The organism is Corynebacterium sp. ES2775-CONJ (assembly GCF_024814515.1).
Lineage (GTDB): Bacteria > Actinomycetota > Actinomycetes > Mycobacteriales > Mycobacteriaceae > Corynebacterium.
The window spans coordinates 62,973-87,871 of record NZ_JANUXT010000004.1 but is presented as its reverse complement, the minus strand read 5'-3'; the positions used below and the strand labels follow the sequence as shown (position 1 = coordinate 87,871).

Genomic DNA, 24,899 nt, shown 5'->3' with positions numbered 1-24,899 from the left:
AGGAAGAATATGCAGCACTCCACCAGAAAATAAGACATCACCTTACCCAAAAGAAACAAGCTCCGGAGAGCCCTGATCGCACCCCCGCCCCTATATCCGCCGTCATTGCCTGCATCGCCTTTAAGCCTGAGATCTCGCATTCAACTAAGCGATTATTCCTATACCTCTAAAGAGCAGCCTGCGGGGGTGACACCTGAGGACCAACTCTTAGCCAAAGAAGGGATCGGTTATACTGACTGTCAATTTGAGTCACACCAGTAACAGGTGCGAGGGCTAAATTCCGCGCACCCAATATTGAGTTCAGCACTATACAAGGGCAAGATAGAGGCGATGAATACTCCTGATCACTCTGAAAATAGGGTGGGCGAGCTTCCCTCAGGCCGTCCACTTCAAACTGATTTCAATACCGAATTTAATAATAATCTTGATTATCCCCGCCTCGGCACCGTCAGCTTCCGTCGCGGCACCCTGACTGAGAATCAAGAAAAAATGTGGGAAGAAAAGTGGCCACACCTTGGTCGCATTCTCAGCGATGAGATTATCGATATTGACGCATGGTTTGGCCGCTCTCACCACCCCACCATCCTTGAGATTGGTTCGGGCACTGGCACATCAACTGCAGCCATGGCTCCTTTAGAGGCCGATACCAATATTATTGCCTGCGAGCTATATAAACCGGGACTCGCCAAACTCATGGGCGCTATTGTGCGTCACGATATTAATAATATCCGTATGATTCGCGGCGACGGCGTTGAGGTTTTAGCCCGTATGTTTAACCCCGAGAGTCTCGACGGTGTCCGAATCTTCTTCCCTGATCCCTGGCCCAAAGCGCGACACCACAAAAGACGCATCGTGCAATCCGGGGTCCTCAATCTCATCGCCTCACGCTTAAAGCCTGGCGGAGTGCTTCATATCGCCACCGATCACGCAGATTATACTGAGTGGATCAGCGAGCTTATCTCAGTGGAACCACACTTAATCTACCAGCCTTGGCCATGGGCTGAATGCCCTCAGCTCACCGACCGACAGGTGATTACCAAATTCGAAGGCAAAGGCCTCGACAAAGATCACACCATCACCGAATTCTTGTGGCGTAAAGGTTAATCATGGATAATTCCTTCGTTCTCGGCGGCGCCTCCCCTGCATCGGGCGACACCCTTCTTCTAGTCTGGGACGCACCCAATATGGATATGGGGCTTGGCGCCATCCTAGGTGGGCGTCCCAGCCCCAACCACCGCCCCCGCTTTGACGCCATCGGGCACTGGTTATTGGCCAAGGCAGGCGAACTCGCCCACCATACTGGCGTGAAAATCGAAGCCGAGGCCACCGTATTTACCAATGTCTCCACTGGTAGCTCCGATGCCGTTCGGCCCTGGGTGGAAGCACTGCGCAATATCGGCTTCGCTGTTTTTGCTAAACCCAAACTCACCGACGATACCGATGTGGACCCCGATATGCTCGAGCATATTGAAAAGCGCCACAAAGAGGGCGTTCTTAAAGGGGTCATCGTCGCGTCCGCCGACGGGCAAAATTTTCTCCCGCAGCTTGAAGAACTCGCCAACGATGGAGTTGTCATAACCGTCATCGGCTTTCACGAACATGCCTCGTGGGCGGTAGCAAGCGAGCATATTAACTTCGTTGACCTTGAGGAAATCCCGGGCGTCTTTCGTGAACCTTTGCCTCGAATTTCTTTGGATTCGCTGCCTGATCACGGTGCGTGGCTGCCTCCATTTAGACCACTGAGCAGCCTTTTAACAGGGCGAGGCTAGGAGAAGAATATGTTTAGCACCTGGGGTGATTTCGCTTACCGACACCGCAAAATCGTACCGCTCATCATCATTTCGGCTATCCTGCTGCTGCATTTCTTCTTCGGTGTGCGCTTAGCGGAACGCATGAGTCAAGAGGGCTGGGATGACCCGAATTCTTCATCCACCAAAGCGGCCCAGATCGAATTAGAAACCTTTGGTCGAGATAACTCTGGGGATATTATCCTTCTTTTTACCGATCCCAAGGGTATTGAGAAATCATCGCAGTTCCCAGCTATCAAGAGCTATTTAGAGCAGCTACCACAACAGCACTCCGGGGAAATCGAATCGATCATCAGCTTCTTCGACAAGCGCAATCCTAACTTAAAATCCGATGACGGAACCACCGCTTTCGCTGCCATTTCCCTAAAGGGCGATGGCGAGCAAACGCTCAAGGATTTCCGTGCGATCGCTCAAGATCTCTCCCCTGAATTTGATGGCGTAGAAGTCCAGGTAGCAGGAGCCACTGCTGTAGCCGATGCTTTGGATGCGGGCATGGCGGGCGATATTAAACGCGCTGAGGTCTATGCGCTACCCGCGGTTGGGCTACTCCTCCTCGTTGTCTTTGGCTCTCTGGCGGCTGCCTTCATGCCTCTGATCGTGGGCGGACTGTCCATTCTAGGATCCTTGGGCGTCCTCTCTGTCCTCGCTGGACTCACTGAAGTCAATGTCTTTGCCCAGTCTGTCGTCACTTTGCTCGGTTTGGGGCTTGCTATCGACTACGGCCTCTTTATGGTCTCCCGCTTCCGCGAAGAACTCTATCAAGGCCGCGACGTTCGCGAAGCGGTGCGCATCACCACCGCCACCGCGGGGCAAACAGTAGTCTTCTCCGCCGCTATGGTTGCTGTGGCGCTGTCAGGGCTCCTTCTCTTCCCCCAAGCCTTCCTCAAATCTGTTGCCTACGGGGCAATGAGCGCCGTCGGACTTGCCGCTCTACTCTCGGTAACCGTGCTGCCTGCCCTTTTCGGCATCCTAGGCACACGTATCGACGCCCTGGCGATACGGCGCAAAAAAGCGAAATCTCGGCCCATTGAAGACACGTGGTGGTACCGCATTCCCGCACTCGCGATGAAACGCGCAGGGCTTGTAACCATCGCACTCGTCGCTGGCCTCATGGCGCTCACCTTGCCGCTGACGGGAATAAGTTTCGGCGGCATCAATGAAACTTACCTCCCACCATCCCATGACGTGCGCAAGGCCCAATCGCTCTTTAACGAGGAATTTCCGGAATTTCGCACAGAACCTATCAAACTCGTCGTGGAGAATGCCACGAATGAGCAGCTCGTCCAGGTCTACCAGCAAGCCGCTGAGCTGCGTGGACTTACGTCACGGTTGAGCCCTTCCTCCCCAACCAAGGATGGCACCACTATCCTATCGGCTGGCATTATTGACCGCGAGGACAATGCCCGCGTAGTCGAAGAGCTGCGCGGCCTTACGGCACCTGAAGGCGTGAATCTCTATATCGGTGGAACTCCCGCTTTAGAAGTCGAGTCCATCGAGGCTCTTTTTGACACCTTGCCCTATATGGCCTTGTATATTGTGATTGCCACGTTCCTCCTCATGGCGCTCGTCTTCGGCTCACTCATTCTGCCGGCTAAGGCCGTCATCATGACCCTGCTCGGCATGGGTGCCACCTTAGGCATTCTCACATGGATGTTTGTCGATGGGTTGTTCGCCTCTCTGTTCCACTTTAGCCCTGGGCCGCTGATGAGCCCGGTGCTCGTTCTCATTATGGCAATTGTTTACGGGCTCAGTACCGACTACGAAGTATTCCTAGTCTCACGCATGGTTGAAGCGCGCAATAAAGGCATGAGCACCGATGAGGCGATCAAATACGGCACCGCCCATACCGGCGGCATCATCACCGCTGCAGCGCTCATTATGATCGTGGTCTGTGGAGCCTTCGGCTTCTCCGATATCATCATGATGAAATATATTGCTTTCGGCATGATCTTCGCCCTGCTTTTCGACGCCACTGTAATCCGTATGCTCCTAGTACCAGCAGTGATGCACCTGCTCAAAGAAGATAACTGGTGGGCACCGCGTTTTATCAAGCGCGCTTCTCAAGCACTCGGGCATAATGAGTCCACTACTCACTCTCATCCAACCGCCTCTCAGCACACGGCCGCGATGGCCCTTGCGCCAGCAGGTCACGGTCGACGATCTGTCGAGGCTGGCGACGATCGGATACCTTTTAGTGAATTGATGAAGCGACTCAAAGAGGAAGACTAAAACCCTGTCAAAAAATCCGTGGGTCCGCTTTTTCGTCCCTCTCATCATCCTGGGGAGCGCGGCTTTTTTGTTGCGCTCCAAAATGCCATTCTTAGCTAGTGGCTACCAAGAGATGATTCATGCCAATTCTGGCGGACTCCTTATAGCTTTCCTCTTTATCATTCTGAGTCTTATGGCCATGTCGGAAGTGATGCGCCACCTCCTTAATGCCGGTGGAAATAAGATACGCCCGCATGCAACAATGGCGCTCACCTTTATTTCCAATTCATGGTCGAGCACTTTTCCAGGTGGGGCAGCAATATCAACGGTCTACCAATTTCGAAATATGCGGGCGTGGGGAGTGTCCGTGGTCATCAGTTCATGGTTCATCATGCTCTCTGGGGCACTATCGACGGTATGGCTGATTGCTTTGGGGCTCGTATCCATTGTGTTTCTGGGTGCCAGCTTCTCCTTAGCTCCCCTCCTGGGCTCAGCGGCGGTATTTATTTCCCTAGCTGCTCTCGTGTGGTGGGCAACGAATAACCCCGAACCAACATCGCGGATCTTAAGCGCGGTTATGGCTGTTATTTCCCGAGTGCTCCGCATTGACTTAAGTGCGTACACGCGCACCATGAACGAGCATTTCTCACAGCTCGATAGCGTTCATTTGAGTGCACCTCGCTTTAGCTTTATCGCCCTGCTATCGCTAGGAAATTGGTTATTTGAAATAATCGCCGTGTGGATATGCATTTGGGCCGTCACTGGTGTACTGCCCAGCTTTGAACAGGTTCCCAATAACACCACAATCATGGGGGTAGTCCTCGCTTTTGTCACCGCAAAAATTGTGGGCACCGCGCAGTTATCCCCGGCTGGTCTGGGCCCTGTGGAAGCTGCCATGACTGCGAGCCTCGTAGCCGTCGGTATGACTGCGTCAAGTGCTTTCGGAGTGGTTTTTGTCTACCGAATTTTATCCTTTGCTGTCATAACCGCCATCGGGTGGATTATCTACTTCATCTCCGTAGCCCGAGGTGGTATCCGAGCACGAGAAAGATAAGATAAGCCCATGAAGAAATTTTTGGCCTATGACCTCCTTGCCGTCGGTGCTTTTGCCTTTTTAGCTCGCCTAGCGCACGGAGGTATCGCCCCTCTAGCTGTTCTGGGTACCTGGTGGCCCTTTGCTCTCGGCGCACTCACGGGCGGCGGTATCATCGCAGCAACGCGTGAAAATGGATTCACCCCGAAAAACGGCGTCATTGTCTGGCTGAGCACGGTTGTGGTGGGCCTAGGAATCTGGACGGCTCGGCACCACGCTCTTCCCCACTGGTCATTTATTACCGTGGCCTCCACTATGTCGGGACTTCTATTGCTGGGGTGGCGCCTCGTGGCTGCTCGGGTTTCTCGCCGCTCCTAGGATTCCTCGGGAGGGCTTTTACTAATCCAACTGGGAAAAATGTCCAGGCTGTTGGTTTAAATAATGATGTTTAACGGTTACGACATTCGGTGAAAAACTGGAATTTTTGCTGTTGGTGTACCTAAAGGTGCAACTAATGACCGAATAACTACAAAGAAGATTGCGGAGTTTTTTGCGCTGTCCCTTTTGGTAGTACCCGAACACCAGACCTATTGACGTCGGCCTCGAAGCATCACTGAGTTCTCAAGATGCTTGAAAATTGGCTAGAATTTAATAGCCTTGCTCTACACGCAGCAGCGGGTGAAATAAGTAGAGATAGATTGACACTCCTACAGACCGTAACACCAATTTCAGCACTATCATCAGCCTAGAGCCCTCGTCGGCCCACTCACTTCAGGCAGGACAGGGTGCAAGTCGCGGGCACCACCTAGCCTCGGAATATTTAACTGACTCTCGTTCTTAAGACAGGGGGTTGTATATTCGAACACTTCCTGCCACTTGTCCCCCAGGCCAGGTATATGCTATCAAGGTTGAGACCACTCACCATCCATTTGGTGGGCGAGTTGCCGAAATCGCCGAGGGTAACCCCGTCTTGGACGGATAACACAATTAATCACTACAGCACCCAGATGCACAAGGCGTCTTCCACAGCCGAATCCGTGTCGGCGGTCCTAAAGTCAGCTACTCGTGCACCGATAATCTTTTCTAAGGATGCGAAATATGATTGGACTCATGGAGATCCTCCTTATTGGCGCTACTCTCTTCGTCCCTGTTCTGATTGTTTTTCTCTTCTTTAAAGGGGCCCAAATCCTGCTGAAGATTCAAAAAGACGTTGAGAATATCTCACAGGAACTCCGAAATAAAAATATCTCATCATCCCCACCAAACACCATCGATTGATGTCTATCAGTTCGTCCTAATTCCACTAGTGCCAACGGCCTTATCTCCGCTTTCTGCGACGATGAGCTAAGTTAATGTGCGCCTTAAAAGGGATAATATCGATGTGCTTGCACATTGGCGATGGGCGCTTTTAAGAGGTGCAGAAACGAGTCTCAGAATTCTCCCCCTGAGGTGTCGCGCCGCGATTAGAACCTCCAGGGGATATACGTGCCAAGCACCGCGTACAAACTTGTACTCAATCGTAGTGATGTGCTGAACTGACCACTATGAGCACCGCAAATTTGAGTTTTACAGACGCTGAATCCCGCAGCAATGATCTCCATATTGATAGCTACCGACTTCACCTCAACGTCGAAGGCGCCCAGAGCGAAGCCACCTTTCCAGTACAGGTCGATATTGCCATGCGCTCGCAGAGCGGTGCCATTTTCCTGGATTATGTAGGACACTCTGTGGAACGCGTTTTAGTCGACGGCGACTCCGTGCCTTTTCATTTCGACGGCGCGCGGATCACGCTCACGGTTCCAGCAGATCAGGATATTGTTTTAAGCATTGCAGCTAATTCGTCATATTCTCGTACCGGCCAAGGGTTGCACCGTTTTACTGATCCCGCAGATAATCGCACCTATTTGTACTCGCATTTGGAGCCTTCTGATGCTCGCCGGATCTTTCCGTGCTTTGATCAACCTGATCTCAAAGCCCATTTTCACACTTCGCTGACGGTACCGCAGGGGTGGGTGGCGCTTAGTAACCAGCCTGAGATCAGCAGGAACGGCCAGCGCCACGATTTCGATGAAACTCCTCTGTTGTCTACGTATCTCACTGCTTTTGCGGCGGGCGAGTATATCTCCCGCCATAGAACGTGGACTTCACCTACGGGCCAACAGGTGGAACTAGGTGTGTGGGCGCGTACCTCCATGGCTGAATTCGTCGATGATGAAATCCTCACCATTACCTCTCAAGGTCTTGATTTCTTTGATGCACACTTTGGCTACCCGTACCCCTGGGGGAAATACGATTCCATCTTCGTACCGGAATATAATTTGGGTGCGATGGAAAATCCGGGGTTGGTCACGTTCACCGAGGCCTATATTTTCCGCGATCCAGCGACTTATGCGGAGCATGCTGCGCGCACGAATACCATCCTGCACGAAATGAGCCATATGTGGTTCGGTGATCTGGTAACCCCACGCTGGTGGGATGATCTCTGGCTGAAGGAATCTTTCGCGGAATTTATGGGGGCTGATGCTTCAGTCTCAGCCACCGCATATACCAGCGCGTGGGCTAATTTTGCGGGGCAGCGGAAGAATTGGGCCTATGCCCAAGATCAACTTCCCACCACACACCCGATCAAGGCGACGATCCCCGACGTAGATGCCGCCCGCCAGAATTTTGATGGTATCACCTACGCTAAGGGCGCTGCGGTACTCAAGCAGCTTGTCCACTACGTGGGCCGCGACAATTTCTATGCAGCAGCGAGGGATTATTTCCACACGTATGCCTTCGGTACCGCCACCTTCGATGACCTTATCGTTACACTCGGCCGGCACTCCGACCGCGATCTGTCCGACTGGGCCCAACGGTGGCTCCATAGTGCTGGCCCCGATACCCTCTCCCCTGTTCTCGAGACTAATCAGGGCCTCATCACTTCCTTGGCTATTGAGCAACAGGGAACCGACGTCACTCGCCCACACCGCCTGACGGTGTCGCTATTTAAGCTGCGCGAACAGGCGATTGAACGGACGAAATCATTCGACGTCATTGTCGATCAACGCTCTGGTGGCCTCACTCCCATAGACGTGGCTGTGGGCCTGGAGACTCCAGATCTCATTCTGATTAACGACGGCGATCATAGCTATGCGAAGGTCACCTTTGACCAGCGTTCTGTAAACACGATCGCACAAGCTCTCTCCACTATCTCCGATGAAATCACGCGCGCCGTAATCTGGACATCGCTGTGGAATATGACCCGTGATGCGCTCTTGGATCCGAGGATCTTTATCAAGATTGCTCTCGCTCACGCTGCCGCGGAGGAGAATCCTGCTCTGATGCGCCAGATCTTCGCTCATGCCCTCTTTGCGGCTCGCCATTATCTAGCTGATGATGAGGATCTACGTATAGCCTTAGCTACAGGACTTAAAGCACAGGCAGATCGCGCCCGCGACGGCAGCGATGCCCAGCGGGTGCTCCTACAGGCCTTCGTACAGGCTGCTCCACTGGCAGGACACGAGCGCGCCGCGGAGCTGAGCGCAATCTTGACTGGCCCACTGACGCTTGGCAATAAATTGGAGTGGGATATCATTACCGCTCTGACTGCTCTGGGGGAAGACACCGCGGAATTGAGGGCAGCGCAGCTAGAGCGTGATAATACGCTTACTGGGCGCGCTCATTTCTTGCGTGCGGAAAAATCGGTGCCTTCGTTAAAGACCAAGGATGAACTATTTGCAATGCTGGTGAATCCTCGAGAATTCTCCAATGACGAGGTTCGGGCGCTCGTGGATGCGTATAACCAGCCGCTTTCAGGGGTTGACCATACGGAGAGATTTTTTGCCGCTCTCACCACTATATGGGAGTTAAATCCCATCGAGATTGCCACTGTGATCATCCGAGGCCTTTACCCCGAGCAGCCTCATGCTCATGCGCAGGTAGATGCTTATATACGCGCTGGGATCCCTCGAGCCTTGGAACGTATTTTATTAGAGTGCCAGGACAATAATTTACGGGCGCAACGGGCTCGCGACAGTTTCACCGTTACCCCCTCATAGGGGATCAATTATCACATCATTGCCTCCTAGGGTGTGTTTTTACCGCTAGGATCAACCCCACACCCCTAAGGAGGCACAGATGTACACTCTCGACTCAGCGCCGCTGGATCCCAGTAAGCGCGCATATGCCGACAACCGTATAGCAAGCAGTATTATCGAAGGCCACCAACCAGATGCGGAGCAGGTTGATCTGCTCCTGCGCCTACTCAATGGTGAGATCACTCTCGAGATGGCGCTGCAAGAGATCGCTTCGAGGTTTGAGCATGTCTAAGCTTGAACAGGATAAATGGGATGGCTATTTTTATCCAGGCACTGAGACCCTCGTTAATCTTCCAGGTATTACAGATCTGGATACTCTCACGGCGTGGACGAGAGCCTGCACCGCCGCGCGTGCTGTGCAACTCTATCACCAACCTCCTCATGAGCTAAGTCCGAGCAAACTGCTTATGGCTGTGCATTATGAGCTTTTTCGGGATAGCTTTTCTTGGGCAGGTACGCTGCGCGATGTCAATATTATGAAGAATAATAGCTGGAATCCCAATAATCCCACCCTATTTCTCAGTTATGAGAGTATCCCGCGCTATCTGGATTATATTGATACCTTCGCCTCCTCCTACAGCTGGGAGGGCCTGAGCTTTGATGATAAAGTTCACCAGCTTGCCACGATTCATGCTCACCTCGACTATGCCCATCCGTTCCGCGAAGGCAACGGGCGTGCTTTAAGGCTCGCCATGGAATTTCTGGCTCAGCGTTATGGGGTGGAGATTAGATGGGGCAAGATTTCTAAGGAACTGCATCTACTGGCTACGTCGGCGGTCTTTTTTACTGGCGATGTCAACCCTGAGCCGGCTATCGCGCTGTACCGAGAAATCACTACCGCGCTCTAGTACCACCGCGCTCGAGCACCGCTCGCGCCGTGGCTTCGTCGACAATAAGATCGGTGATGACTCCTGCGCGTAAGGCACCTAAAAGCGCAGGGGCTTTCTTAGGCTCAGCAACAATACACAAGCGCCTCTTTACTCTTTTGAGGTCATCCGGTGTAGGCCCCGAGGCGCGCCGATTGACTGCAATATCGCGGTAGCTACCATCCTCGCGGATAAAAACGGTACAAATATCTCCCACGATTCCATCAGCGGTTAGGGAAGTGATATCCGACTCTTCGAGGTAATCCCCGGAATATACGAGCGAGGGCAGGGTGGCATTAAAAGCGCCGATACCAAAGACAGCGAGGTCGGCGTTTTTAATCAGATCGATCACCGATAATACGGCTCGCTCCCGCCACATCGCTTCCTTGGTGGCTTCATAATCAAAAAAGGCTGGCACGGGCAGTGGCACTACTTCGGCATTAAAGACGTCCCCGGCGCGTGAAAGTACGGTATCGGCGTTGAGGTAGCTTTGGCGTCTTAGTGAAGTGGCACCATTGAGTTGGACCACAGTGATATCATCGCGCGGAGTGGGTGCCATATTTCTTAAGACCTCATAGGTGGTATTTCCCCAGGCGATTCCGATGATATCACCGTGCTCGACCACGTGAGCGAGTTTATTGGCGGCCACCTGGGCTACCGCGGTCAATCTAGCAACTGGACTGAGTGAGCGACGCAGGGGCACGCACGTGGCCTTGATATCAAAGGTTTTCTCCAGGGCTTCGACCATGTCGGTTTTAATAGGAGAATCAATGCTGATCGTTACGATTCCTGATTCGCGGGCGTAGGTGATGAGCCTGGATACAGTCGAACGAGAGACGCCAAGGTTTTGGGCGATGGCGGCCATGGTGTGGTTGTTGAGATAGTACATTTCGGCGGCTTTGTGCGCGAGGTCAAGCCTTTCGTTCATGGCTCCCATTATGCCATGCACATATGTGCAACTTCAGTGCAACATCTCCCATTTTGGGTTTTTCTCAGCCATAATTAAGGTCACAACCCAAACTAAGGAGACCTCATGAGCACCACTCTCAATCGCGACGCCTCGCTGCGCGCCATGTCTAACAACGAACTCGATATCCTCGTCATCGGCGGCGGTATCACCGGCGCCGGCATTGCCCTCGACGCCGCTACCCGCGGGCTGAAAGTCGGCATTGTAGAGGCCCAAGATTTTGCCCAGGGCACGTCATCGCGCTCGTCGAAACTAGTCCACGGCGGACTACGCTATCTCTATAACTTCGACTTTCTCCTCGTCGCCGAGGCTCTACGCGAACGCGGACTCCTGCTCAGCAGCCTGGCGCCACACCTTGTCAAAGCGCAACCGTTTTTGTGGCCACTCAAAATGCCAGTCATTGAGCGTTCCTATTCCGCCATCGGCGTCGGCCTTTATGATGCCATGGCTCAAATCGCCCACAAAGGCTCCGTACCTATCCAAAAGCATTATTCCAAGTCTGGTGCGCTCTCACTCTTCCCCGATATCAAAGAAGATCAGATTACCGGAGCCATTCGCTTCTATGATGCGCGTGTCGATGACGCCCGCCTCGTGATCACCCTCATTCGTACCGCAGCTCGCTACGGGGCCTATACCGCTAACCGCACCCAGGTTGTCAATCTGGAAAAAGAAGGTTCTCGGGTCACGGGCGCTGTCGTACGCGACCTCGAGACTGGGAAAGAATACACCATTAAGGCCAAGAATATTATCAATGCCACTGGTGTGTGGACAGAGCAAACCCAAGCCCTTGCCGATACCAGCGGCGGTCTGAAAGTCCTCGCCTCTAAGGGGATCCATATCGTGATTCCAAAAGACCGTATCAAAGGAAAGACAGGTCTTTTCTTGCGCACGGAAAAATCAGTACTGTTTATTATTCCGTGGAAGCGCTACTGGGTTATTGGAACCACCGATACCAAATACCACGAAGATTTTGTCAACCCCGTGGCCAATAAAGAGGATATTGACTATATCCTCGATCACGCCAATGCGGTGCTCACATCCGATCTCACCCACGACGATATTATTGGAACGTGGGCAGGTCTGAGGCCCCTTTTGCAACCAGGTACCGCCGATGGGGATAAGACCAAGTCCACAAAGATCTCGAGGGAGCATACCGTCACCGAGGCTGCCCCTGGCCTCACCGTTATCGCTGGCGGCAAACTGACAACTTACCGCGTCATGGCAGAAGATGCCGTCGATTTTGCCCTCGGCACCAATAAGGCTAAGCAGATGCCCTCCCGCACTCAGCTCACTCCCCTGATTGGCGCAGATGGCTATCATGCGCTGTGGAACCGCCGCGAAGAATTAGCGGCGGAATACCAGCTCAGCGTGGACCATATCGAGGATCTTCTCGACCGCTACGGCTCCGATATCTTTACCCTGCTCGAATCCATCAAAGAAGAAGAAACCTTAGGCCACGAGCTCGGCGCAGCACCGGAATATTTACGCGCGGAGATCGCCTTCGCGTGCACACATGAAGGTGCGCTGCACCTAGAAGATATTATGGTTTTGCGCACCCGCCTCAACCATGAGAAGAAGGATCGCGGTCTTGCCGCAGTCCCTGAAATCGCCGATTTAGCTGCGGTCTACCTCGGCTGGGATGAGGAACGTAAACAACACGAAATTGACTCCTATCAGCAGCGCTGCGAGGCCGAAGCGCGCGCCGAAGATATTTCTGGTGAGCACGAAGCCCAAGAGATTCGCGCTCAAGTAGAATCCGTGGCACCGATGCTGAGCTAGGCCACTCCTCCTACATAGGCGCGATAGTGTGCTTCTTTGGCAAATCGAATTCGCGCTTGGTTTCTAATTGTCGCAGGGCTTTTCTGATGGCGAGGCGAGAATGGCGCGGCTCTATCAGAGCATCGATATAGCCGCGCTCTGCAGCCACATAAGGACTGGTCATATTCTCATTATAAAAGTCCATGAAAACTTGCTTCATATACTGTCGTTGAGACTGATCACTAATGGCATCAAGCTGTTTACCTTGGATCATCACAACTGCAGCAGCAGCCCCCATCACCGCAATTTGGGCAGTTGGCCAGGCGAGATTAATATCGCCGGTGAGATTCTTAGAACCCATAACCGCATAAGCTCCGCCGTAGGCTTTGCGCACAATAAGCGTAACTTTAGGAACAGTTGCCTCCACGAGCGCAAAAGCGAGCTTTGCGCCACGGTGAATCAGACCCACCTCCTCCTGCTCTACGCCAGGTAGATAGCCTGGAGTATCCACCACAAAGACCAACGGAATATTATAGGCATCGCAGATGCGGATAAATCGTGCACCCTTATCGGCAGCATCAGCATCAATACAGCCGGCAAATTCGAGCGGCTGATTGGCAATCACACCTACAGAACGTCCATCCACGCGGGCAAAAGCAGTAATGAGATTTGGGGCGAAATTAGGCTGAATTTCCTGAATGTTATCGTCGTCGAAAAGCTGGGTCAGCAAATCGTGCATATCATAGCCAGCATTGACATCGTCGGGAATAAAGGAGTCAAGCCGAATATCCTCGCTAATATCTGCATCCTGGGGGGCCTGGAATATCGGCGCCGGGTCATGGGTGGTCAGCGGCAAGCGTTCAAGAAGATCGTGCACATAACCAAAGGCATCTTCCTCATCGATGGCCACATAGGAGACATTACCGTTTAACTCCTGCTGCCTGGCACTTCCCAATTCAGCAGAGGTAATCACTTCTCCCGTGACCTCCTTGATCACTGCGGGGCCGGTGACATACATTTCGGCTTCCCCATCGACGGCGATCACAAAATCCGTGGTCACCGGTGCATAGACCGCTCCACCGGCGGATTTACCCATCATGATCGAGATCTGCGGGCTGCGCCCTGACAGCGGCAATTGCCGGCGCGCAATCTCGGAGTACATAGCCAAAGAGGTCACCGCATCTTGAATACGAGCGCCACCAGAATCCTGAATACCGATAACTGGGCAGCCAATTTTGATGGCCATATCCATAACCTCGCAGACTTTGCGGCCAAATGTTACGCCTACCGAGCCTCCGTATACGGTTTTATCGTGGGCGTACACTGCCACGGGGCGCCCATCAATGCGGCCATATCCAGTGACGACGCCATCAGAGTAGATGGCATCGTTATCATCTGGGGTGCGACCGAGCGCACCGATTTCTACGAATGAGCCCTCGTCGAGCAACCGATTAATGCGCTGCCTGGGCGTTGTTCGGTGCGCCTCATCACGCTTTAATCGTGCCCGCTCACTGCCAGGGTCTTGGGCTTGGGCTAGGCGCTCTTTCAGGTCTGCGAGTTTTCCCGCGGTGGTGTCCAGACTCATCCGTTCCTCGTTTACATTGTGGCTAGCTCTGGGAGATATGCGCAATCCGTTGCGATAGCGCTAATCCAACTTTAGCAATCTCGGGTTCATCAACAACCGCTAGGTGATCTCCCTGCAATTGCACGATTTCTAGATCGTTTACAATTGCTGACCAGCCGCCATCATAGGCAATATCTTTATACGCTGGCTCTAATTCAATAGCACCCTCGTGCATCCGCTCTGCGCGGAAGAGAATCACCGGCACCTCAACATCAGCCCACCTGGTCATATCTAGCTTGTCCAGAATGCGATTATCAACAAAGGAAGCCCGCTGGTGCTCCAAGACTCCCGCAGATAGTCCATGCTCAGAGGCATCAGTAGTGCTCAAGAATTCCGCCATCATAGCAAGGAGGGCATCTTCACCAGCGCTCTCTAAAAGGTCAAAAGGCACGGGGAAGTCCAAGCCATAGGTTTTCTTGGCAAATGCTTGGTAGCGCTGCCAACGCTTCTTGGTCTCTTCTTTGTTGTCCGGAACTGGATGTGCTGGCTGCACTGTATCTAAAAGGGCGATCGTTGCGATCTCTATATCGCTTCCCTCCAGCTGGTGTGCAACCTCATAAGCTATCGCGCCACCGAAGCTCCAACCACCGAGGATAATGGGCAGACCATCGGAGTACCGCTTAATCTCATCAAGGTAGGCAGCGGCGCGCTCCTCCAAGGACCCTTCAAGTCGCTCTACTCCGTACACGGGAATATCCTCAGGCAGGCGGCGCATTAGAGGTTGATAAACCACTGATGAGCCACCCGCTGGGTGGAACATAAAGACAGCGGGCTTGAGCGAACCTTCAGGTCGCGCCCGCAATACTCGGATATTGCCCTCGACGTCCGTTTCAAAGCTATCGCGCACCATATTGGCAATGGTTTCAAGATTATCTGCCGCCAGTATATCGGCAGCGCTCATCTTTGCCCCAGATCGTTCTCTCAGCCGCTCTGCGATCTGATTAGCTTGCTCAGAAGTAATTGTTGGCAACGCATTGGTCACACCCGTTGCAGCTTGACCGACAACACTCGCCCACGTGGCGAAGACGAGACGCTCGGACGCATCACGCGGGGCTACGCCTACGCCGCGGTCGCCACCTTGTGGTTCAGGGTTGACCTGTACGGGGGCAGATTCTCTTTCGCGTCCACTGACTAATTCTTCGACCAAGGCCACCGCATCAGCAACGGAGGCATCGCGGAGCGCCTGGACCTGCAGCTCGGGGATATTAAAATCATATTCAATGCGATTTTTAATCCGCATTCCCATCAGTGAATCGAGGCCCAAGTCTATCAGCGGTAATTCTTTGGGCAAATCTTCCACATCGTAGCCCATTGCTTCACTGACAATAACGCGCATGCGATCTTCAACGGTCTCGCCACTTGTAGGGTCCCAGCGGAGATCAGCATGGGCCATTTCAGGCAGACTCTCCCCCGAGGACGCAGCCAAGGCGGGGCCATCAAGGTGTGCTGTTTCTCCCTGCTCCGCAGCAAAGGCTTCCGCTAAGACCGTCAGAGAGTCACCAGCGACTTCATATAGAGTGATCGCCAGTCCACCCAAGGTACGGGCGGCAACCACGGTGAGTTCACCGGAGGGCGGCAGTGTTTTCTTTTCACTCGCCGCAGTCATCACTGACTGGGGTGCCAGTTCTGAGATCACTGCATCGATGACCATAGTCGGCGACGCTACTGCATCCGCTTGTACTCGATAAGCGTACTGGTTTCCAGGGAGGAAAACCATCTCGCCTAATAAACTTCCCCCAGCAGAGGAGGCAGGGCGAGCAGTGGTCCAATACCGTTGTTTCTTCCACGGCATGCCCGGAGCTGGTATCAGCGGGCCATCCCCGTACAGCGCACGGAAATCGATTGGCGCACCGGCTGCGTACAGTTTAGCCAGAAGATCGCTGAGCGTGAGCACTGGATCTTCCTTGCGCTTCAAGCAGAACAAAAGCTGTGCATCTGGCTTATTCACACTAAAGGCAGTATTCATCAGTGGGATAGCCGCAACTGGGTGCGGGGAAATCTCAACCAGCATGCGATGTCCGTGGGCAAAAGCCTGCTCGCACGCTGCTTGGAAATACACCGGTTGCCGAGTGCAGCGCACGAAATAATCAGCGTCGTGGACGATCTGACCTGCTTCAAAGACCTCTCCGCGTTCCACAGAACTGAAAAGGGGAATTGTGAGTGGACGAGGATTAATCGCTGATATTTCCGCAGCCAGTTCCCCCAGGATAGGATCGACGGCGCTGGTGTGACCTGCAGCATTAACGTTGAGTAATCGGGCGAATTTCCCTTCCTTTTGGCGCAAATCTACCAGCTTGATAACGGCATCTCGCGGCCCGCCAATAGTATTCATGCCGGGAGCGGCGTAGACGGCCGGCTCAATTGCCGCGAACTCAGGATGCTCAGCGCCAAGCTGCGCAATCTCCTCAGCACTATAATCAACAACTGCCATTGCGCCATAGTCTTCTTCGCTGAGGGATTTTTCCCCTTCACCCATGAGCCGCGAACGATGGCAGGCAATGAGCATGGCATCGTTAGCGCTCAAGCCGCCACAGGCATAGGCGGCAGCGATTTCACCCATCGACATCCCCACCACAGCGCGCGGGCGGGCACCGAGTGCGCTCAGATAGTCGGTGAGAGCGATCTGGATGGCCGTAATCGCAACCTGGGCGGTTTCGGTATCGTAGGTTTGGGAATCGTCGGCGACAATATCGAGGATCGACCAGCCTGATTCAAAACGCACCACCTCGTCTAATTCCGCTAAGCGCGCTTTAAATGAAGGTGCGATTGCCATTAGGTCTTTGGCCATCTTGCGGTGCTGGGACCCAAAGCCCGAGTAGATGAAAACGGGACCCTGGGTATCGGGGGCATCTTGAGCACACACATGCTGGGTGATCTTGCCGTCCGCAACCACACCCAGCCGCTTGATCGCCTCATCATATGTACGAGCGCTCACCACGGCGCGGGAGCGACCATGATTGCGACCTGCTAGGGAGCGTGCGAACTTTATGAGATCGGTTTTGGGATGCTGTTGCAGATAGTCCCTAACCGAGGCTGCCGCTTGCCGACGCCGCGACGGTAATAAACCCGACACCGGCAGTAGCGCTGGGGCGCCAAGGAGTTCTGGTTCCCGCGGACTCTCACTGAGTTGATAATCGCTCGCCTCAAAGGACGAGACCACGATATGAGCATTGGTTCCGCCAAAGCCGAAGCCGGAAATACCAGCGAGTTTACGGCCTGAATACTCAGGCCATTCGCGAGGGTCTTCTACCACTTCGAGATGTTCCCGCTCGAAGTCAACGTAGCGGTTCGGGGCAGAAAAATTCAGCGACGGCGGCAGGATATCATGCTCCATTGCCAGCGCCACCTTGATCACACCGGCAGCGCCCGCAGCGGCTTCGGTATGGCCAAAATTGGTTTTGGCAGACCCCAAAAGGGTCGGGTTATGCGGATCGCGCCCAGAACCTAAAACGGTGCCAATAGCGGTGGCTTCAATGGGATCACCTAAGATCGTGCCCGTCCCGTGGGCTTCAATATAGTCCACCTCCCGGGGATCAATCCCAGCATCAGCATAGGCGCGTTCTAAGACATCTATCTGAGCATCGGGATTGGGGGCGGTCAAACCATTGGAGTGTCCATCCGAATTCACGGCGGAGCCCTTAATCACGGCAACGATTTTGTCACGATCTTTGATTGCATCGGCTACTCGCTTGAGCACCACAACGCCAGCGCCATCGGCACGCACTAGGCCATCGGCATCATCAGAGAAGGCGTGAATCTTGCCTGTTGGGCTAAATACCCCGAGCTGCCCAAAGGCGGTAGAGGCAAAAGGCGCCGCCAGAATATTAACACCACCGGCAATCGCCATATCACAGGCTCCCTCACGGAGATCGCGCACAGCCTGATGGATAGCTACTAAGGACGAGGAGCAAGCAGTATCAGTACTAATAGAAGGTCCGCGGAAATCGAAGGCAAAAGATACGCGGTTCGGAATGATCGAACTCGAGGTTCCTGTAAGCGCATAGGGGTGTGCCTCTGCAGAATCGGCAGCAATGAGCATGCCGTAATCGTTGTTTGTTGAGCCCATATACACGCCCACTGGGCTGCCTTTGAGCGATGACGGCGGGATATGAGCGTTTTCCAGAGCCTCCCATGTCAGCTCTAGGATGATGCGCTGCTGCGGATCAACATTAGCGGCTTCCAGGGGGGATAGGCCGAAGAATTCAGCGTCAAACGAGGCAATATCGTCGAGGTAGCCACCAGTCATATCGATATTCTCGATGAGCTCGGTAGTATGCTTATCAGCCGCGTACTCTGACCAGCGGCCTACCGGCAGTGGACCGATTCCGTCGCGGCCTTCGAGGAAGAGATCCCACATCTGCTGCGCATTCTCAGCCCCAGGGTAACGCCCTGCTAATCCCACAATGGCAATATCGTGAGTGGCAGGCTCTTGGATAATGGCGGTGGTTCGGGACTTAGAGGAGGGGCGCTCGTCAGTGCGGGGGCCATTGATCAGACGCTGTGCTAGGGCCGAGATCGTGGGATATTCATAAGCGATGGTTGCATCAAGTGGTACATCGAGGAGATTTTCTAGCTCGCCGGAGAGAATGACCACATCGCGCGAGGACAATCCGAAGGATTGCATCGATTGGGTATCAGAGATCTCCTCTTCAGGTAACCCCGTCGTGCGCATAATCCAATCACGCAACCAAACGCTGAGTTTGTCCACGCTCATCGGTTCACTAATCGTACCGTCAGCACCATGTTGATTAGTCAAAATCTACCCTTTGTCTCGTCTTTTCGCTCACACTGGGACGCCACCTTAGGACAGCGCCCAATCGCTCTATTTTATATCGCATATTGTTTAATAGCTGTTTCACACCTCAAGACCCCACGATCACTACCCATCATCGTGGGGTCTTGAGGAAACTGCGGAGGATTTAGGAATTCTCGTAGCGCTTTTTATTCACCCGGCGGGCAATCTTACCGGCAGACGAGCGCGCAATTTCATCTGGATTCAGGATCTGAATATCCGCCGGAACTACTCCATGAGCATCGGTTACAGCTTGTCTAATAGCCGCAATAGCGTGGGCGTCATGCGCAGGATCGGCATCGAGATCTCGCTCGGCGAGAATAATGAGCTTTTCTACATCCTCACCTGTAGTGGCGAATGCGGCAACTGCGGTAGGGCGCACCTGAGAGCTGGCATGCTCAACGGTATATTCAATATCTTGAGGATAGTGATTCCTGCCTGCGACGATGATGAGATCCTTGAGTCGGCCGGTGATATAGACTTCGCCGTTGATAATGGTGGCGAGGTCCCCAGTAGCCATCCATCGATCATCATCAGGCGCCCCGACAACCCGAGATCCCTCAACAAGGCGCTGACCTAAGGTATTGCGGAAGGTCGCCATGGTTTCTTCGGGGCGATCAAGATAGCCGGCAGCCATATTATCGCCATGGCACCATAGTTCACCTATATGGGAATCTCCGAGCTCGGCACGGGTCTCAGGATCAACAATCGTGAGGTACTGCGGGCGCACCGCCTGCCCACTGGACGTGAAGGCGACGGACCGATCACTGCGCTCCACGATCTCGGCGAGACCCTGAGCCAGCTTATCGCGATCAAAGTGGCTAATCAGTGGTCGACTTTCCGTTTGCGGGGTGGTAACCAAAAGCGACGCTTCCGCCAGTCCGTATGAAGGGCGCAGCGCTGACTTTTTCAGCCCGTATTCCTCGAAAGTTTGAAGGAAGATTTCCACTGCCTTCTCAGTTACTGGCTCCGAACCCACGATTAGTCCATCAACTGTAGAAAGATCGAGCTCGTGTCCAGCTTCAGGCTTGGCAAAACGGGCCGCCAATTCAAGAGCGAAGTTGGGGACAACGGTGTAGATATGGGTACCCGACTCCCGTTTATCAAGGAGCTGGACCCAACGTGAAGGCTGCTGAATGAAATCACGCGGCGCCATTAACTCAAAATCGAGTCCTAGAATGGTGACAAAGGTTGCCAGAATGATGCCCATATCATGGTGCAACGGCAACCAAGAGACTAAGGTCAGAGGGGTTTTAAGCTGAGCCGCGGTAAAAATTTGCAACACATTGGTCAGGATCGAGCGATTGGTGAGCATAACACCAGCTGGAGTGCGTGTAGAGCCCGAGGTATATTGCAAAAAGGCGGGCAAATCGACCGGAGCTTTTTGTAGGGTGGCAAGCATGCGCGCAGCCTCAGGGGAGGTAAGCGGATTGCTAAAACTGGCCGCCAAACTATCGGGCACAGCATCAACGAGTAGAATGCGGGGGCGCTCATGGCCTGGACGATCAGCGAAGAATGCCCGCACGGAGCGAGCAGATGCCTTATTAGTTAGTACCGCAGACGGTTGTGAATCGCCGATAACGGCCGCAAGATGTTCAGCGTGACCTGGCTCATTGGGATCATAAAGCGGAATGGGAACCATTCCAGCGTACATGGCCCCTAGCATGGAAAACAAATACTCTGGAGAGTTATTAGCAAGGATCATCACGCGATCACCGATGGAGCCCACCTGCTGCAAGCGAGCGGCAACGGCCTTAATCCGAGTATTGACCTCCGCGCGACTGTATTCCTTGAGCTGCCCGTCACGACGTTCAGAGTAATCCCAAAATTTCAGCACGATGCGATCGGTAGTTCCAGCCATTTTTTCCGTCTGGAACATCATCTCGCACATCCCTGCGAGGGTAATCTCCGGCGGTAAGGTAATCTCGTGCTTCTCGTTGAAAAATTGGCCAATTACTTTATTAAGATCCATTATTCTCCTTCATATCAGTGCTGTCGCGCGAAGCTTCACCCTCTAGTGCAAGAACCCACAAGGCAGTGTCCCTTAGTTGATCGGTACTAACCAGAAGATTATTACTTTTGCGAAAAAAATTATTTTACACCCTATAGGGCCGCTTATCCGCGATTAATCAAATCACTAGCCCATTCCACAACCCAGCTCGGTGCGGTGGTGCCTGGAACGACATTCGGATTCGTGGCGTATTGAGCATGAATACCATTGGCTTCAATGAGATCAAAAGCGCGGCCGAAAGCATCGCTCACATTCTGCGGAGCATCGCAGATAGTGTCATCAGGAGCACAAATATCAAAGACCCGATCATTAAGAACTCCGAAGCCGCCGGTGCGCGGGCCACGCATGGTTGCGCCAGGAACAATGGGTTGAACTACTAGATTCAACGGTGCCAGCGAAATCTCGGCCCCTACCCCACCCACGGGTGTGCCCACAGCCTGGCCCACACCCGGCTGTCGGCGACCATCAGCGATCAGGGCGACACCCCTGACCACGTGGGAGGGAATAGGAGTTTCATGCACTCCAATTTCATTGGCAAGATCACCCATAATCACAGCGCCTTGAGAAAAGCCAGTGAGAATAAATTCTGTCAGCGGACATTCGCGGTGTGTCTCATTGATTTCTCGCTTAAGGGTGGCCATCCCCTCATTGCGAGAATCGTCGTAGCTCATTTCCTGTTGGGCGTTGATATTGCGAAACTGCGCAGTATACGGCAAGGTCCATATCTTTATATCCCCATGAGGGTAGCGCTGCTTGAGAGGATTAGTAATGGTCAGCATCAAAGAATTGGGGTTGGCCATCGGGTTAAGGGGATCATCGACGCTCGCAGATTCCCACGTCCCCGGAGCTGCGATGACCTCCACCCGTGGGCACCATTCAGGTTGCGTTGGACCCGCTTGATTCGAATCTGGTGCACCTGGAATATTATCGGTGCTACGCAGCCAACCCACGACCCCCGCGATAATAATCCCAATAACAATGAGTGCTACTACCGCGGTGAAAAACTTTTTCATACTGCCTTCAATCTAGATTTAGCAATAACTCTGGCGTGCTGCCTGCTCAATAACCGTAGTTATCTGCTCCACCGCCAGGGTGGAGCGGCCTTGCTCGATGAGCTGACCGGCCACAGCAGGGGTAGCGGCAGCAAAGTTATTGGCACAAACGACCTGCGCAACGCCGATCATTTGATTCTCTGCACCTGTGACCGTGATCCCCGCTAATTCCAAAGCTTTGAGAAATTCCCGATCTTGTTCAGTCAGGGATAGCCCTGGGGTGGGCACGTCACTGACTTCTCGGGCGGCCTGATCACCAGCCGAACGCGCGGGCGGGTTCTTCAAAGGTGGAACGCTGAGATCGATGCTCGTGCTCGGTTCTGCGCGTGCAGATGCACTAGGCGTTTTCGACATTTGGGCGGCCCGAGTGAGCGGCGCTACGGTCATCTCAGTGGGCTCCTCAGTGACACTGGAACTCGAGCACCCAGCTAAAAATCCCAGTGCCACCAGCAGTGCGCAGGGCATAGCCTTATACACTATTTCTTCTCCTCAACGATGAGACCATTGATTTGAGAAATGGTGCCACGTTCGAAGTGAACGATCTCGCCGCCCGCTGGAATTAGGGCATGATCTTGGGTTGGGAAGCCAAATTCGCCCTGCTCCCAATTTTTCTTAGCCCATGCGTCAAAGATATCACCGTAGTTAATCACGTGTGCATCAGTTGCAGGTGACCAGTAAATATTGCCCCGCTCGAAGCGTTGGAAGGCACCACCATTGATGGCGATTTCATCCGTTGTAGGGAATCCCAGATTGCTGGTCGCGGTATTGATGGCTCGGTACTTCGCAGCGATCGCTCCTCGAACATGGAAATTTTTGTTATCGGGAGTACGGACTACATAGCCACCTTCAAACTGCTGCACGAAGCCGTCGCCGATCTTCTCAGCTGCAGAAACTGGGTACCCGAGTGTGCCATTTTCCCACTGCAACTCACCCCACTTATCCACAATATCCTTAGGCACGGCCACGGCACCCAGTGCTGGAGTCCAGTAGATATTGCCATGCTCGAAAGCTACGTAGCGGCCACCCCGTACCAATTCACGCTCGGTGCTTAAGGGGAAGCCCAACCAGCTAGCGGGACCGCCCATTTCGGTATAGAGAGCACCGATACGGCCATAGAGAGCGAAGGCTCCATGCTCCGGAGACCAGTAGGCACGACCCCTAGTGAAGTCTTCAGCCTTACCACCGGGTACATCGTATTCGTTGTTGACGCAGTTACCAATTATTCCAGAGCGTGTGGCTTCAGCAATGGCGCCGATAGCGGTGCAATCAGCGCCGCGGTCTTCCTTGGAGATATTCAACGCTTTTGCCATATGCGGCCATGCTTGTCCCAGTTCGTACTGCCAGTACGGCCAAGCATGTACGCCGGTGGGGCGGAAGACGGAAATGACCTCAACCTGCGCACGCTTAGCGTAGTCGACGAAGGTCTGGGTGGTCATCCGGGAGATTACTTCCAGACCAATACCAGCGGAATTGGCCCCATGCTTGGCTACGGAATCTGGCTCACCGAAATCATCGCGACCAGAGCCGGCTGATACATATACGGTTTTGCCTTTAAGGGATTCAATACCGAGTTTCGGATCGTGATCAATCCAATCTTGAGAACCTTCAGGGCCCCACATAGCCTCCGCATCGTAGCCGCCACCGTCTTGAAGGGCAGCCTTGACGGCAGCTGGCATACCAACGCTGGTCATATCGAGGTAACCAGAGAACGAGCCAACGAATTTAAAGAGCTGAGGGTGGCGTTCAGCTAGGTTAATAGCGGCGGTGCCGCCCATAGAAAGGCCGAAGATCGCGCGCTCCTCATTGGAGCGGTAGCCATTACGCAGGATGGGTACGAGCTCTTGGGTGAGGAAGGACTCCCACATATAGTGCTTGCCGTTATTTTCACGCTGCCAGTCCGAGTAGAACGAAGACTCGCCACCGATTGGCAGAATAACGTTGACATTCTTATCGGCAAAGAGCTGTTCGATATTAGTCTCGGAGGTCCAGCCATTCTCAATATCTGTGGCGCGCAAACCGTCGAGGGCCCATACTTCAGGGAAGGTACGCGTGGGATTCGAGTGCCAATCGCGCGCTAACAGGATTTGAACTTTCACTGGCGCACCTGGCATCACGGCGGAGCGGATATACAGTTGTATACGGCGATCGCTAATCCAGTTCACGCGCTCAACTTCAACTCCGGCGGGTAGGCCCTGGATATTGGGGTTTTCATCCACGCGTATGGGGGTGCGTTCCTGGGAGTTTGGATCGAGGTAATCCGTGAGGCCGGGAAAGAAATTCGAAGATCCCGAAGATTGGGCCATGGTGGTAGCGGGGATAACTCCCACTAATCCGAGGCCGATGACTACAGGGAGCGTACTAATCCAACGGGTACGTCGAGTCGAACGGGATGCGGTGTCGCGCATAATAGGTTCCTTTTTGTGTTAGCGATTTTTTAGGTACTCCAGGTGCTCAAGCGCTGCTGCTTTTCCCACCTATCCCACGGTATAGCTATATGTGGGGTATAGCTCCACTGTGGCACAAGACTATGCTCAAGTTTAAGTTGAACTTGAGAGTTAGGGTTGAGACACACCGATTTACAGCTGTTTATTTTGTTTTCACCTTTAACATAGCTAACAACGCTCACATCGTTACATGACCAGGGCACCGCAATAAAAAACCCCGCGGCCTGTGCGGCAACGGGGTTGTTCTTACGGCGGAA

17 protein-coding genes are annotated in these 24,899 nt (G+C 53.5%); 10 read left to right on the top strand and 7 right to left on the bottom strand.

The window, feature by feature from the left end:
• Nucleotides 1–330 precede the first annotated feature (330 nt).
• The 9 genes from trmB to NXT01_RS05970 all read left to right on the top strand — a co-directional run bounded on the left by trmB (nt 331) and on the right by NXT01_RS05970 (nt 9,976).
• Nucleotides 331–1,104 (top strand): tRNA (guanosine(46)-N7)-methyltransferase TrmB, encoded by a 774-nt coding sequence (gene trmB / locus NXT01_RS06010; RefSeq protein WP_259078601.1) that lies wholly within the window; start codon nt 331–333, stop codon nt 1,102–1,104.
• Nucleotides 1,105–1,106: 2 nt separating this feature from the next.
• The gene (locus tag NXT01_RS06005) at nt 1,107–1,769 is read left to right on the top strand and encodes an NYN domain-containing protein (protein WP_259078599.1); all 663 of its coding nucleotides are present in this window, start codon (nt 1,107–1,109) and stop codon (nt 1,767–1,769) included.
• Nucleotides 1,770–1,778: 9 nt separating this feature from the next.
• Nucleotides 1,779–4,037, top strand: coding sequence for an MMPL family transporter (locus tag NXT01_RS06000; RefSeq protein WP_259078598.1), 2,259 nt, complete (start codon nt 1,779–1,781; stop codon nt 4,035–4,037).
• A 43-nt stretch (nt 4,038–4,080) separates the two neighbouring features.
• Nucleotides 4,081–5,070 carry a YbhN family protein gene (locus NXT01_RS05995; protein ID WP_259078996.1) on the top strand — a complete coding sequence of 330 codons (990 nt, stop codon included), beginning with the start codon at nt 4,081–4,083 and terminating at the stop codon, nt 5,068–5,070.
• Nucleotides 5,071–5,079: 9 nt separating this feature from the next.
• On the top strand, nt 5,080–5,427 hold the full coding sequence (locus NXT01_RS05990; protein ID WP_259078596.1) for a DUF3054 domain-containing protein: 348 nt from the start codon (nt 5,080–5,082) through the stop codon (nt 5,425–5,427).
• Between the two features lie 720 nt (nt 5,428–6,147).
• Nucleotides 6,148–6,327, top strand: coding sequence for a hypothetical protein (locus NXT01_RS05985; RefSeq protein WP_259078594.1), 180 nt, complete (start codon nt 6,148–6,150; stop codon nt 6,325–6,327).
• Nucleotides 6,328–6,593: 266 nt separating this feature from the next.
• Nucleotides 6,594–9,089 carry an aminopeptidase N gene (gene pepN / locus NXT01_RS05980; RefSeq protein ID WP_259078592.1) on the top strand — a complete coding sequence of 832 codons (2,496 nt, stop codon included), beginning with the start codon at nt 6,594–6,596 and terminating at the stop codon, nt 9,087–9,089.
• Between the two features lie 79 nt (nt 9,090–9,168).
• Nucleotides 9,169–9,360, top strand: coding sequence for an antitoxin VbhA family protein (locus tag NXT01_RS05975; protein WP_259078590.1), 192 nt, complete (start codon nt 9,169–9,171; stop codon nt 9,358–9,360).
• Nucleotides 9,353–9,976 (top strand): Fic family protein, encoded by a 624-nt coding sequence (locus NXT01_RS05970; protein ID WP_259078588.1) that lies wholly within the window; start codon nt 9,353–9,355, stop codon nt 9,974–9,976. The genes NXT01_RS05975 and NXT01_RS05970 overlap by 8 nt, the downstream gene beginning before the upstream one ends.
• On the opposite strand, the gene NXT01_RS05965 is transcribed toward NXT01_RS05970, so the two are convergent.
• Nucleotides 9,963–10,922, bottom strand: coding sequence for a sugar-binding transcriptional regulator (locus NXT01_RS05965; RefSeq protein ID WP_259078587.1), 960 nt, complete (start codon nt 10,920–10,922; stop codon nt 9,963–9,965). The genes NXT01_RS05970 and NXT01_RS05965 overlap by 14 nt on opposite strands.
• A gap of 105 nt (nt 10,923–11,027) precedes the next feature.
• On the opposite strand from NXT01_RS05965, the gene NXT01_RS05960 reads away from it, so the two are divergent.
• Nucleotides 11,028–12,740: a glycerol-3-phosphate dehydrogenase/oxidase gene (locus NXT01_RS05960; RefSeq protein ID WP_259078585.1), complete on the top strand. Its 1,713-nt coding sequence runs from the start codon at nt 11,028–11,030 to the stop codon at nt 12,738–12,740.
• A 10-nt stretch (nt 12,741–12,750) separates the two neighbouring features.
• Here NXT01_RS05960 and NXT01_RS05955 read toward each other — a convergent pair whose 3' ends face one another.
• From NXT01_RS05955 to NXT01_RS05930, 6 genes are all read right to left on the bottom strand, one after another.
• On the bottom strand, nt 12,751–14,304 hold the full coding sequence (locus NXT01_RS05955; RefSeq protein WP_259078582.1) for an acyl-CoA carboxylase subunit beta: 1,554 nt from the start codon (nt 14,302–14,304) through the stop codon (nt 12,751–12,753).
• A gap of 22 nt (nt 14,305–14,326) precedes the next feature.
• On the bottom strand, nt 14,327–19,057 hold the full coding sequence (pks13, locus tag NXT01_RS05950) for a polyketide synthase Pks13 (protein WP_259078995.1): 4,731 nt from the start codon (nt 19,055–19,057) through the stop codon (nt 14,327–14,329).
• 205 nt (nt 19,058–19,262) lie between these two features.
• Nucleotides 19,263–21,107, bottom strand: coding sequence for a FadD32-like long-chain-fatty-acid--AMP ligase (locus NXT01_RS05945; RefSeq protein WP_259078581.1), 1,845 nt, complete (start codon nt 21,105–21,107; stop codon nt 19,263–19,265).
• Nucleotides 21,108–21,250: 143 nt separating this feature from the next.
• Nucleotides 21,251–22,159 carry a cutinase family protein gene (locus tag NXT01_RS05940; RefSeq protein WP_259078579.1) on the bottom strand — a complete coding sequence of 303 codons (909 nt, stop codon included), beginning with the start codon at nt 22,157–22,159 and terminating at the stop codon, nt 21,251–21,253.
• Nucleotides 22,160–22,177: 18 nt separating this feature from the next.
• On the bottom strand, nt 22,178–22,663 hold the full coding sequence (locus NXT01_RS05935; RefSeq protein ID WP_259078577.1) for a DUF732 domain-containing protein: 486 nt from the start codon (nt 22,661–22,663) through the stop codon (nt 22,178–22,180).
• An 11-nt stretch (nt 22,664–22,674) separates the two neighbouring features.
• Entirely contained in the window at nt 22,675–24,603 is a 1,929-nt protein-coding gene (locus tag NXT01_RS05930; RefSeq protein WP_259078576.1) for an alpha/beta hydrolase-fold protein, read from the bottom strand.
• Nucleotides 24,604–24,899: the final 296 nt, after the last annotated feature.